Raw genomic sequence first — 12,060 nt, forward strand, 5'->3', positions numbered from 1 at the left:
GTTCCTGCAGGCTCCACTCCTGCCCCTCTCGAGTCGCTCCCGTCTCGTCCGTATCGCTGAACCCACAGACGCTGCCGAGTCACTGCGGTCACTCCTGAAACAAACCGACCACCGCCGATTATCGGTCGGTACCCTTGCTACCGACCGGTAGTATAGTCGAATTCATTCATTGTATTCGCAAGAATTCCTGCATTTCAAAAGAAACTTCTAACGCCTAGTTTGTCGTGCTAGAAATCCATATGTCGACATTTGTTCACCGACATATGACCTGACAGGAATCCCCCTCATGCGATCACTATTCACAATTGTCGCGGTTGCCCTGACGACGATGGCCGTGGCCGTCTCGTCGGCGACCGCCGCCCCGTCACTCGCCGCACCCCCGAGAACCCAAGGTGGAGCCGGAACCCTCCTGTGGGAAGATCAATTCAACGGGTACGGCGGACCCGACCCCTCCAAATGGGGATTTCAGACCGGCCGCTGGGGCGCGAGTTCCGGTGAGCAGCAGTACTATACGAATTCCTGGAACAACGCCAACCAGTTCAACGGCTCACTGAACATCACCGCGCGTCGGGAGTACCCGCCGGATCGCAAGCGAGCACCGTACAACTTCACCAGCGCCCGCGTGGTCAGCATGGGCAAGCAATCGGTGACGCCACCGGTGCGCATCGAAGCATCGATCAAGATGCCGAGCGCCCAGGGCCTGCTGCCCGCATTCTGGACCCTCGGCCTACAACCCGGTGGCGAATATTCATGGCCCAGCCAAGGGGAAGTGGACATCGTCGAAATTCCCGGACTGTACGGACCGTCATTCAATTTGCACGGCCCCTCGAAATGGAACTCCAATCAAGATGTGAAGACCGGCGGCAGCATGAATCCGGTCAACAACGGATTCCACACGTACCGAATCGACTGGCTGCCGAACAGCATCACCTGGTTCGTCGACGGAGTCGCTCGATACTCCTTCACTCAGGCCCAGTACGAGGCGAAGGGCGGCAACTGGAAAGCGTTCTCGGGCGCTTGGCCGCACTACATCCTCTTCAACGTCGCCGTGGGCAACAACTGGACCGGCAAGACACTCAACAGCACGCCGTACCCGCAGACGATGAGTGTCGACTGGCTACGCGTGAGTCGCCTCTGACCTGCAGAGCAGCACTTCTACCTGCACAGGGCCCAGCCGCTACGGCTGGGCCCTGTGCGGTGCGCGCATTCGACACGGTTTCGACGACAGAACAATTCTTGTGACTTTTCTCAGCTCGAACCGCTCTTCATCGGGACATTCCACAGTTCGAGGAATATCGTCTGTTCATGCGCGGGCCACGGCGGAGTCTGATCACCCTCGTAATCGCCGCTGCCGCTGCGCTGCTCGCGCCCGCCGCACACGCGGGGCCGGTGATGCCCATCGCGGCCGCCCCGGAGCAACCCGATCACGCCGATGCCATTCGCTACGCGGCATCGAATCGCGACGCCGCCCCTCCCGGAGCCAACGACATGAGCTGCAAGCCCACCGCAGCCCACCCCAACCCCGTCGTCCTGGTGCACGGCACCGACGCCACCGCATACTCCGACTGGGCCGGCTTCGCACCGATCCTGAAAGCAACCGGGTTCTGTGTCTTCGCCATCAACTACGGCACGTCGCCGGACGGTAGAACCAACGGGTACGGCGTCATCGAAGACAGTGCAGCGCAACTGAAGGCGATGACGTTGTCGATCCTCCGGGCCACCGGTGCCGCCGCAGTGGACGTGGTCGGATACTCACAGGGTGCGGCGGTCGCTCGGTATTTCGTCAACAGGCTCGGCGGTGCTACGTGGTCGATCGATGGGTGGGGATCGCATCACCGACCTACGGCGGCACCATGTACGGAGTGGCACCCGTCGTGCAGGCAGTGCCCGGTGCAACCGGGCTGGTGGCAGGCGAATTCGGGCCGGGTCTCGCCCAGCTGATGGCAGGATCCGACTTCCTCGACCGGCTCAATGCCGGTGGCGACACCGTGCCCGGGGTGGAGTACACGTCCATCGCAACGAGGGTCGACGAGGTGATTCAGCCGTACACCAATGCGCTGCTTCGGGATCCGGGAGCGCACAACATCGTGGTGCAGGACGTGTGCCCCGATACCGAGGTAGCGCACTTCACTTTCACCTACGATCCCACCGCGCTGAGATTGGCGCTCAACGCCCTGGACCCTGCGAACGCGCGTCCCCCGACCTGCGTACCGGTGGCGCTGGGAGCCGGAATCCTCGACGTCGTCCTCGCCAGCCAATGACCCTCAGGTCAAGAGCTGATACGCCCTGAGCCCGACGTAGAGTTCGGCGGCCTGGATCGGATCGCGGAAGTCGCGACCGGTGAGCTCGGCTATTCGACGCAGCCGATACAACACCGTATTGCGGTGGTAATGCAGCGATTCGGCGGCATCGCGGGTGGAACCGCCGCACGAGAACCATGCGTCCAGGGTGTCCAGCAAGCTCTGCCGTTCGGCTCGAGGCAACGCCAGCAGATCTCCGAGTATCTGACGCGAGGCGATCCGGCCCGATTTCGGATCGCGGACCAGCAGTAGCGGTACCGGCACGGAGTCGTAGCGCACCGGTGAAGCCTCGTTCGAGGTGCACGACCTCGCCAACCGGGCCTGGCCCACGGCATCACCGATACCCGACGGGGACCGGAATACCGAGCTCACCCCCACCCGTCCCGGACACAGTTCGCTCAGCATGATCAACGCTGAATCGATCTCCGATTCCGTTGCGGCACAGATGAGCCCGACGCTACCGTCCACCTCGGCATCCCACACCGATTCGGCACCCGCGGTACGGAGGCGGGCGATCAAACCGTCGATCCCCATCGCTGCGGTCAACGGCTCCTGCGACACCACCGCGAAGTAGCCGTGGTCGGGAATGCGAAACGTACGCAACGCGTCCGCTGCTGCCGTCGGATTTGCACCGTGATCGGCGAAGAGCACACGGATGAGACGTCCACGGGCTTCGGCGCTTTCGCGCGCACGCATGTCGGCGCTCTCTCGATAGGCCTCCGCTGCTTCGTCGGAGTACACGTCGACCAGCGCCCAGACCTGAGCGGCCATGTCCAGCAACGCATGACTGGCCCGGCCGTCCGAGCGTTCCATCAACTCGTCCCAGACCAACCTGCCGCCCAGCCGAAAAGCATGCAGCAGAGCAGCCAGCGGTACCCCCTGCTCCGCTTTGAGCCTGCCCGCGTCGCGAGCCGCCTCGAGTCGCATGGGAGCACGACCGGACAGCTTGCCCAGCATCGACGCCAGATTGCTTCGCGACGCCTCGTAGAGCTGCTCGGTGGTGAGCAGCGTCGATTCGAGGTAGGCGTGCTCGGCACCCAGGATCCGTCGTACCAATTCGGTCGCGAGATCGTCGACGCCGTCGAGCATCGTCGCGGCCAGATCGGTCGGTGACGGATGCACGTCGAACTCGGTCGCGGTCATGACAGGACTCTAGCCTCACCCGTGTAAGCCACGCCACAGCGAAATTGTGCGGCGGCACAAACCGTCGCACCCGATTTCAGGCCCGTGGCCCATAGCGTCCCGCGTCCGAGTGCGACCACAATCACAGTGGAAGCCGTGTACCCGAACGACGAGTGGAGCCGAGAAGTTGACCAGCGACGTCACCCCACACCTGCAATCCGTACCGACGACAGGACCCACCGAGGCAGTCGACTCCGCACTCGTCGATCTGTCCGAGGGAGAGAAGAACTGGGGACGTCTCACCCTCGCCGAACGGCGGGCCCTCCTCGAACGCGTGCATGCGCTGACCACAGCTCACGCGCAGGAGTGGGTGAGCGCGGCATCGTCGATCAAGGGACTCGACGCCTCGTCCAGTCTCGTCGGTGAGGAATGGCTGTCGGGTCCGTACTCGTTCCTGAACGGACTCGGCACCGTGGCGCACACCCTCGCGGCGCTGGAAGCCGGCACCAGCCCACTGGCCGGTGCCACGTTCGGGACGGCACCCGGTGGGCGCACGACGGTGTCGGTGCTGCCCCTCAACATCTTCGAGCGACTCCTGCTCAACGGGTTCACGGCCGAGGTGTGGCTGAAGCCCGGAATCGACCGTGCAACCGCACAGCGGACCGCGGGCCTCGCCCAGCTCGATCCCACCCGCACCGCAGGCATCGGAGTAGTACTCGGCGCGGGCAACATCACCTCCATTGCGCCGCTGGACGCGCTGTACGAACTGATCGCGTTCAACCGTGTCGTCGCACTCAAGCTCAACCCCATCATGGATCCGCTGCTGCCGGTGTTCGAGAAGATCCTCGCGCCGCTCGTCGACATCGGCGCACTGCGCCTGCTCACCGGCGGAGCGACGTGGGCACCTACCTGGTGCAGCACGTGTCCGTCGACCACGTGCACATGACCGGCAGCGCCATCACGCACGACGCGATCGTCTTCGGTCCGGGCCCGGACGGAGCTGCGCGCAAGGCGGCCAACGACCCGATCCTCACCAAGGACATCTCCAGCGAACTCGGCGGCGTCTCGCCCACCATCGTTCTACCCGGTGAGTGGAGCCGCGCCGACATCGAGTTTCAGGCCGAACACATCGCCACCCAACGCCTGCACAACAGTGGATACAACTGTGTCGCTTCGCAGGTCGTCGTGCTGTCCTCGGAATGGAAGCAGCGCGACGAGTTCGTCGCCGCCCTGCGCGCCGCCCTCGACCGCGCGCCTGCACGAGCGCCCTACTACCCCGGCAGCGACAAGCGAGTGTCCGACGCCACCGCCACCTACCCGTCCGCCGAACGCCTCGGCGAGCGCGGCGGCCGCGTGCTCATCACCGATCTGAACCCCGGCGAATACGCACCGCTGCTGCAGACCGAGTACTTCGCACCGGTCATGGGCATCATCGAATTGCCCTACAGCGGAGCCGCGTTCGCGGCCAAGGCGGTACAGGCCGCGAACGAGGAATTCACCGGCACACTCGGCATCAACATCATCGGCACCCCCGGCACCATCAAGGGACTCGGAGAGAAGTTCGACACCATGCTCGCCGACCTGCGCTACGGCACCATCGCCGTCAACGCCTGGACCGCCATCGGCTTCCTCACTGCAGCGGCCACCTGGGGCGCATTCCCCGGCCACACCGTCGACGACGTGCAGAGCGGAATCGGCATCGTGCACAATGCATTACTGATCGACGGGGCCGAGCGAACAGTGGTGCGCGGGCCGTTCCGGCCGCTGCCGCGCTCGCTGATCAACGGCGAGCTCTCCATCTCCCCGAAGCCACCGTGGTTCGTCACCAACAAGACCGCAGCATCGACCGGCAAGCTGCTCACCGCATTCGCGGGCGCACCGTCCTGGTCCAAGCTGCCGGCAATTTTCGCCTCCGCCCTGCGCGGGTAGAACCCAGCGTCGACGACGACCGAAGGACAATCATGAGCTCTCAGCGCACGACGGCCGACTACATCGTGGTTGGCGCAGGTTCGGCAGGCGCGGTGGTGGCCAATCGCCTCAGCGCAGACCCCCGCAACGAGGTGATCCTCCTCGAGGCAGGCCCCGAGGACAAGAACAAGTTCGCCCACATCCCCGCTGCATTCTCCAAACTTTTTCGTAGCGAAGTCGACTGGGACTACCTCACCGAACCGCAACCGGAGCTGCGTGATCGCAGCATCTACTGGCCACGCGGCAAGATGCTCGGCGGCTCGTCGTCGATGAACGCGATGATGTGGGTTCGCGGATTCGCCGCCGACTACGACGAGTGGGCGGCGGTGTCCGACGACTCCTGGTCGTTCCGCAACCTCGTCGGATACTTCCGCAAGATCGAGAACATCGAGGGCACAACCGAACTCGATGCAGGTACCGACGGCCCGCTCGTCGTCTCGCACCAGCGCAGCTCACGCGCCCTGACGTCCTCGTTCCTCGACGCCGTCGAAGAAGCCGGCTACCCGATTGAAACGGCGAACCTGCCCGAGCCCAAGGGCTTCAGCCGAACCATGGTCAACCAGAAGCGCGGAGCACGGTGGAGCACCGCCGATGCATACCTGCGGCCGGCGAAGAAGCGCAAGAACCTCACCATCCTCACCGACGCGCAGGCCACCCGCGTCCTCTTCGAGGGCAGCGCCGCGGTAGGCGTCGAATACACCTCCGGCGGATCGCTGCACACCGTGCGCGCACGCAGAGAAGTGATCCTGTCCGGCGGAGCCATCAACACCCCGCAACTGCTGATGCTCTCGGGCATCGGCGACCAGGAACAACTGAAGTCGCACGGCATCACGGTCCGGCATCACTCACCGGGCGTCGGGCAGAATCTGCTCGACCATCTGGCCGCCCTCATCGGCTGGCAGACCGAGACCGACTCCCTCTTCCACGCCGAGAAGATCCCGGAACTGGTCAACTACCTCGCGCGCCGACGCGGCATGCTCACCTCCAACGTCGGCGAGGCGTACGGATTCATCAAGAGCCGCGAGGACCTGGCCCTGCCCGACGTCGAACTCATCTTCGGCCCGGCACCGTTCTTCGACGAGGGCCTCATCGCCCAGGACGCCCACGCCGCAGTCATCGGGTCCGTATTGGTGAAGCCGGAGAGCCGCGGCGAGATCACCCTCCGATCGGCCGACCCGTTGGCCAAGCCCATCGTCGAACCCCGCTACCTCAGCGACCCCGGCGGACTGGACCGCAAGGCGATGATCGAAGGCCTCCGCGTCTGCGTCGCGATCTCCGAAACCCCGTCGTTGAAGGGACTGCTCGGCGACGTCGTACGCCCCAGGGTGGCGTCGAACATCTCCCCGGCGGACCTGCTCACCGAGGCCCTCGAGCAGAATGCGCACACTCTGTATCACCCCGTGGGCACTGCCCGTATGGGCAACGATGCCGACAGTGTCGTCGATGCCGAGCTGCGGGTGCGGGGCGTCGACCGCCTTCGCGTCGCCGACGCGTCGATCATGCCGAGCATCATCCGCGGACACACTCACGCGCCTTCGGTGGTGATCGGCGAACGAGCAGCGGACTTGATCCTTCGTTGATCCGCACGTGAACCTTTCGGAAAATTTCCGGTTTGGGAGTCCGGTTTGTCGGGTAACAGGTGGGCACGCTCCCTTGCAGGGGATCGAGATGGAACCCATCCGCTCGGCAAGCAGCGCCGAATGACCCACAACGCTCGAGAGACGAGCACGGAAGGTTGACCGACATGTTCACTGTTCGTAAAGCTTTGGCCGCCACCGCAATCGGTGCACTCACCATCGTCCCGCTTGCCGCATGCTCCAGCGAGGAAGCATCCGACACCGTCGACGCAGCCACCTCTTCGGCAGCAGAAGCCGTGGAGAGCGAGCCCGAGCCCGCAGCCGAGGTCGAGGACCTCACCGGTGTCGACACCGCAGTTGCTCTGGATGCCGGCTTCACCGGCGCACTGACCACTCTGGGCCTCACGCCCGGCGTCGTCGGAACCGCGACCCTGGCAGACGGTTCCATCGCGTTCCCGATCACCGGCGGCGACGTCAAGTACTGGGAGCCCGGCACCGTCGACCCCTACGTCCAGGGCGAGATCAACCACGACGGCAGCGGCCTGTCGCTGACCGCAGGCGAGACCGTCGTCGAGCTCATCAACTTCGACATCGACCCGGGCACTTCGATCCTCACCGGTGACGTCATGGTCAACGGCGAAGAAGCAGCTGCAGACGCAGTTCTGTTCGATCTCGACGGTCGCACCCTGCAGCCGCTCGCTACCGGACCCGACAACACCGCAATCCTGCAGGGCACCGAGGTGAAGATCTCGGAGACCGCTGCCGGACTGCTCAACAGCACCTTCAACACCGATGCTGTGACCCCGGGACTGCTCGTGGGCGTTGCGACCATCACGATCAACACCGCATAATCACTTCCTGAACGCCCGTGCGCGAGTCGCCGCCGTCGAAGACGGTGGCCCTCGCGCACGGGTGTTTGCGTCGCATGGTCAGGAGCCTCGAATGAGGGCGTTCACGAAGATCTACGGCGGGCACCCGCTGCACGCGGTCGGTCTACTGCTGTCGTTCGCGCTGGTCGGCTACGTCGTCACTCTCGCCGGGCCGCAGAGTCTGTGGAACAGCGACATCTGGTGGAAGTCCATACTCGTGTGGTTCTTCGGATCGGTACTGCTGCACGACGCCGTACTGTTCCCGCTCTACTCGCTGGCCGATCGAGTGATCACCCGTATCCCACGCCGAACCCTGGCCGTGTCACCGGTGAATTTCGTTCGTGTCCCCGCCCTCGGAACCGCACTGACGTTTCTGATGTTCTTCCCCGGGATACTCTCGCAGGGTGCGGAGTCCTACCGCGCCGCAACCGGTTCGACGCAGGAGCCATTCCTCGGACGTTGGCTCGCGTTGACCGCTGCGTTGTTCATCGTGAGCGCAATCGCTTACTTCATTCGATTGATCCTCGTACGGAGCCGAGCATGAGCGTTACCGCCGATACACTCTTCAACCGCGCAGCAGCTGGACTACCCTGCTGGATAGGCGATTCCGACGGCAGCAGGCAGAAGCTCCCCACCGCCCGCTGGATGGGTGGCAGCGCCTCGTCCGCGGAGGATCGCCGCGCCGATCGCGCCATGCTCAGCCGATGCACCGGCTCCACCATCGATCTCGCTGCGGGCCCGGGCGCCTCACCGAAGCGCTTGCCCGACGCGGTGTTTCGGCACTCGGAGTCGACACCTCCAAAGCAGCTGTCGATCTGACCATCGGCCGCGGCGGCAATGCCGTGCTCCGCGACCTCTTCGAACCGCTGCCCGACACCGGCAACTGGTCTTGTGTCCTGCTTGCGGACGGCAACATCGGCATCGGCGGCGACCCGGTGCGACTGCTCCGCCGCGCGGCGGATCTACTGGCACCGCACGGAGCGGTCATTGCCGAAGTGGATGCGCCCAGCGACACAGGAGTTCGCCACCGCACCGTTCGATGGGAAACCGACACCATGGTCGGCGACTGGTTCGCCTGGTCGAGTGTCAGCGCCGACGCCACCGCGGATCTCGCCGGTGCCGCCGGCCTTCGAGTGGTGGACGTGGCACCGATCGACGGGCGCTGGTTCGCTCAGATGACGCTGGCTCCGTTCACCAATTCGTGAACAGCAGATGATTGATCGCCAACGCACCGATCACCTGCAGTGCCAACCAGAAACGATGCGTCCTGATCGGCAACACCGCGGGCGCGATCAGCATCCACATCGCGAAGGGCAGCCAGATTCTCTCGGTCTCGGCTTTGCTCAACTGGCTCAGATCAGCCATCACCACCGCGGCGATCGCCGCGATCACCAACAGATTGATCGGCTCGAGCCGGGTGAGAATCCGCGGGAACGCCGCGGGCACAGCAACACCCAGCGCGCAGAACATCGCCGCGAAGTTGGCCCAACCCCAGTACTCGAACGGGCGATCGGTCGCGATGCCTGGTAGTAGCGCTCCTGCACCAGCAAGTAGCCGTCGTACCACCAGAATCCGTACGCGGTGAAGATCCCGGCGACGATCAGTGCACCGATCAGCGCGCCGACGAACGGCAGAATCCTCCGTCCGGCGATCAGTACCGCGACGGCGGGCAGGCCCATCAGCACCAACCCGTAGTTCAGGTACACGCCGAAACCGAGCAACACTCCCGCGCCGATCGACGCGGGCCACAGGTAGCGCTTCGTGGAGATCGCCAGCAGCGCAATTCCCCACGCGGCGACACCTGCGTAGAACGCATCGGCCGAGACGGCGATCCAGATTGCCGCCGGGGCGATCGCCACGAACGGTGCTGCACGCCGTGCGATGTTCTCGTCGCCGAGTACCCGGAGTGTGAGTACCAGCGCCACAGCGGCACTCGTACCGACCAGCACGCAGAGCGTCGCCGCCCAGGCTCCACCGCCGAGGCCGAGACGGTCGAGCCACACGAAGGTGAGCAACGCGCCGGGTGGATGACCCGACACATGCGTCGTCCACGAATCGGCCTGGTAGTCCAGGATGCGATCGGAGAAGCCGCGGAGCGTGGCGGGAATGTCGGTGACGCCGGGCACTTCGTGCAAGTACTCGTCGGTCGATGCCAGCCGGTTCACGAAGCCGCGCTTCCAACCGTCCACCATCGCCAGCGACATCGTCCAGGCCGCCGACGCACCCCACACGACGAACAACAGTCGCGTCCACGACAGTCGACGTGCCACCGTCGGCCCCCACAACACCGTGGCCACGGCGATCAGGACGGCGACGGGAGTTCCCCATCCCACGTGAATCTCGCGGAAGCCGAACAGCGGTGCCGCATCGGCGAAATCGCGCACCTGCTGCGGAGTTCTGTTGATGATGGGGGTGACGAGTTCGTTGCCGAGGTACGGAACGACGAACGCGACCGCGACGAGCACGACGGCCAACGTGCCTGCGACGGCTTCTCTCCAGTAACGGATAGTCTTTTCTCCCTGCGGACTCGAGGCGAACGCGACTTCGGACCAGCATATCGACCGACGGTGATGGAGGATGAGTAGATGAACTACGACGCGACGGGGCGGGCCGAGATTGCCGTCATCGGCGGCAGCGGCTTCTACTCGTTCTTCGCGGGCGACGCCGAAGAGGTAGTGCTCGACACCCCCTACGGCGCTCCCAGCGCCCCGATCACGTTGGGCGAGGTCGAAGGTCGGCGAGTCGCGTTTCTGCCCAGACACGGCCGAAACCACGAGTTTTCACCGCACACGCTGCCGTATCGCGCCAACATGTGGGCGCTGCGGATGCTCGGGGTGAGGCGAGTGCTCGCGCCGTGTGCGGTCGGATCCCTGGTGTCCGAGTACGGCCCGGGCACCGTCGTGATTCCCGATCAGCTCGTCGACCGAACCTCAGGGCGTGCACAGACCTACTTCGACGAGGGCGGGATTCACGTCGAATTCGCAGACCCGTACTGCCCCACGCTGAGGAAGTCCGCGGTCCAGGATTCGGCGATCGACGGCGGCGTCATGGTCGTCGTCGAAGGCCCTCGGTTCTCCACTCGTGCCGAGAGCCAATGGTTCGCCCGCCAGGGTTGGACACTGGTGAACATGACCGGCCACCCCGAGGCGGTCCTGGCTCGCGAACTCGAACTCTGTTATGCACCGATCGCATTGGTGACCGACCTCGACGCCGGCATCGAATCGGGTCAGGGCGTCAAGGCGGTGGACGTGTTCGCTGAATTCCAGAAGAACATCGAGCCGCTCAAGGCACTGGTGCGCTCGGCCATCTCCGACGCTCCCACCGGCGACTGCCCCACGTGTCGGGTGCACACCGGCCTCACGCTGCCGATCGAACTGCCATGACGCGGGTACTGCTCACCGGCGCAGCCGGATTCATCGGCGGCCACATTCTCGATGCGGCCGCCGTCTCCGGCCACGAGGTGGTTGCCGTCGACGCCATGCTGGAATCGGCTCACGGCCCAGGAGCGCGAGCCGACGGCATCATCGATCTCGATGTACGCGACAAGGACTCGCTCGTCGACGTACTGCGCGGGGTGGATGTCGTGTGTCACCAGGCCGCCGTCGTCGGAGCCGGAGTCGATGCCGCGGATGCCCCGGCCTACGCCAGCCACAACGACTACGGGACGGCGGTTCTGCTCGCCGCGATGTACGAGGCAGGCTGTTCCCGACTGGTTCTCGCTTCCTCGATGGTGGTCTACGGCGAGGGGCGATACCTCAATTCCTCGGGCGAAACCGTCGTTCCGCCTCCCCGCACCCGCGCCGATCTCGACGCAGGATTGTTCGACAATCGCGACCCGCGGTCCGGTGAGCCACTCGATTGGCTTCTGGTGGAAGAGGATTCGCTACTCGAGCCCAGGAGCATCTACGCCGCGAGCAAACTGGCACAGGAGAACTACGCCTCCGCCTGGGCGCTCGCCACGGGCGGCTCCGTGGTCGCACTGCGGTACCACAACGTCTACGGACCACACATGCCGCGCAACACCCCGTATTCCGGTGTGGCCGCGATGTTCCGGTCGTCTCTGGAACTCGGTCAGGCCCCGACCGTGTACGAGGACGGCAAGCAGGCCCGCGATTTCGTGCACGTTCACGACGTAGCGGCCGCCAACATCGCGTCGATCGAGGCGGAGGTAGACGGTTTCACCGCCCTCAACGTCTGCTCGGGGCAGCCGATCACCATCGGGCG

9 protein-coding genes and 3 pseudogenes are annotated in these 12,060 nt (G+C 64.8%); 10 read left to right on the forward strand and 2 right to left on the reverse strand.

All coding sequences use genetic code 11. The features are described from left to right. Nucleotides 1-286: 286 nt before the first annotated feature. Entirely contained in the window at nucleotides 287-1,138 is an 852-nt protein-coding gene (locus RHBS_RS16165; RefSeq protein WP_128646027.1) for a glycoside hydrolase family 16 protein, read from the forward strand. A 167-nt stretch (nucleotides 1,139-1,305) separates the two neighbouring features. Continuing rightward, nucleotides 1,306-2,261, forward strand: a pseudogene (locus RHBS_RS16170) (esterase/lipase family protein). 3 nt (nucleotides 2,262-2,264) lie between these two features. Here RHBS_RS16170 and RHBS_RS16175 read toward each other — a convergent pair. After that, the gene (locus RHBS_RS16175) at nucleotides 2,265-3,443 is read right to left on the reverse strand and encodes a CdaR family transcriptional regulator (RefSeq protein WP_128646028.1); all 1,179 of its coding nucleotides are present in this window, start codon (nucleotides 3,441-3,443) and stop codon (nucleotides 2,265-2,267) included. A 190-nt stretch (nucleotides 3,444-3,633) separates the two neighbouring features. On the opposite strand from RHBS_RS16175, the pseudogene RHBS_RS16180 reads away from it, so the two are divergent. The 6 genes and pseudogenes from RHBS_RS16180 to RHBS_RS31820 all read left to right on the forward strand — a co-directional run bounded on the left by RHBS_RS16180 (nucleotide 3,634) and on the right by RHBS_RS31820 (nucleotide 9,041). Further along, a pseudogene (locus tag RHBS_RS16180) lies at nucleotides 3,634-5,351 on the forward strand (aldehyde dehydrogenase family protein). A gap of 32 nt (nucleotides 5,352-5,383) precedes the next feature. After that, nucleotides 5,384-6,970, forward strand: a complete 1,587-nt coding sequence (locus RHBS_RS16185; protein WP_128646029.1) for a GMC family oxidoreductase — start codon at nucleotides 5,384-5,386, stop codon at nucleotides 6,968-6,970. A 164-nt stretch (nucleotides 6,971-7,134) separates the two neighbouring features. Further along, nucleotides 7,135-7,818 (forward strand): hypothetical protein, encoded by a 684-nt coding sequence (locus RHBS_RS16190; RefSeq protein WP_121871244.1) that lies wholly within the window; start codon nucleotides 7,135-7,137, stop codon nucleotides 7,816-7,818. Nucleotides 7,819-7,909: 91 nt separating this feature from the next. Then, a complete protein-coding gene (locus tag RHBS_RS16195) occupies nucleotides 7,910-8,380 on the forward strand; it encodes a hypothetical protein (protein WP_121872748.1) in 471 nt (156 codons plus the stop codon). Next, complete coding sequence (locus RHBS_RS31815; protein ID WP_306303541.1) at nucleotides 8,377-8,655, forward strand: hypothetical protein; 279 nt, start codon at nucleotides 8,377-8,379, stop codon at nucleotides 8,653-8,655. The genes RHBS_RS16195 and RHBS_RS31815 overlap by 4 nt, the downstream gene beginning before the upstream one ends. Next, nucleotides 8,541-9,041, forward strand: a complete 501-nt coding sequence (locus tag RHBS_RS31820) for a methyltransferase domain-containing protein (RefSeq protein ID WP_374700619.1) — start codon at nucleotides 8,541-8,543, stop codon at nucleotides 9,039-9,041. The genes RHBS_RS31815 and RHBS_RS31820 overlap by 115 nt, the downstream gene beginning before the upstream one ends. On the opposite strand, the pseudogene RHBS_RS16205 reads toward RHBS_RS31820, so the two are convergent. Continuing rightward, a pseudogene (locus RHBS_RS16205) lies at nucleotides 9,028-10,343 on the reverse strand (hypothetical protein). The gene RHBS_RS31820 and the pseudogene RHBS_RS16205 overlap by 14 nt on opposite strands. A 78-nt stretch (nucleotides 10,344-10,421) precedes the next feature. Here RHBS_RS16205 and RHBS_RS16210 point away from each other — a divergent pair. Together RHBS_RS16210 and RHBS_RS16215 are read left to right on the forward strand one after the other, a co-directional pair. Beyond that, a complete protein-coding gene (locus tag RHBS_RS16210) occupies nucleotides 10,422-11,219 on the forward strand; it encodes an S-methyl-5'-thioadenosine phosphorylase (protein WP_121871245.1) in 798 nt (265 codons plus the stop codon). Continuing rightward, nucleotides 11,216-12,060 (forward strand): NAD(P)-dependent oxidoreductase (locus RHBS_RS16215; RefSeq protein WP_128646030.1); only part of this gene is annotated, 845 nt, incomplete at its 3' end. The genes RHBS_RS16210 and RHBS_RS16215, both read left to right, overlap by 4 nt.

The sequence above is a fragment of the Rhodococcus sp. BS-15 genome (genome assembly GCF_000813105.1).
Lineage (GTDB): Bacteria > Actinomycetota > Actinomycetes > Mycobacteriales > Mycobacteriaceae > Rhodococcoides.

Excerpts from the sequence above, each read along its gene's own strand:
- RHBS_RS16210 (WP_121871245.1), top strand. The coding sequence starts at position 10,422 with ATGAACTACGACGCGACGGGGCGGGCCGAGATTGCCGTCATCGGCGGC.
- RHBS_RS16190 (WP_121871244.1), top strand. The coding sequence starts at position 7,135 with ATGTTCACTGTTCGTAAAGCTTTGGCCGCCACCGCAATCGGTGCACTC.
- RHBS_RS16165 (WP_128646027.1), top strand. The coding sequence starts at position 287 with ATGCGATCACTATTCACAATTGTCGCGGTTGCCCTGACGACGATGGCC.
- RHBS_RS16185 (WP_128646029.1), top strand. The coding sequence starts at position 5,384 with ATGAGCTCTCAGCGCACGACGGCCGACTACATCGTGGTTGGCGCAGGT.
- RHBS_RS31815 (WP_306303541.1), top strand. The coding sequence starts at position 8,377 with ATGAGCGTTACCGCCGATACACTCTTCAACCGCGCAGCAGCTGGACTA.
- RHBS_RS16195 (WP_121872748.1), top strand. The coding sequence starts at position 7,910 with ATGAGGGCGTTCACGAAGATCTACGGCGGGCACCCGCTGCACGCGGTC.
- RHBS_RS31820 (WP_374700619.1), top strand. The coding sequence starts at position 8,541 with ATGCACCGGCTCCACCATCGATCTCGCTGCGGGCCCGGGCGCCTCACC.
- RHBS_RS16175 (WP_128646028.1), bottom strand. The coding sequence starts at position 3,443 with ATGACCGCGACCGAGTTCGACGTGCATCCGTCACCGACCGATCTGGCC.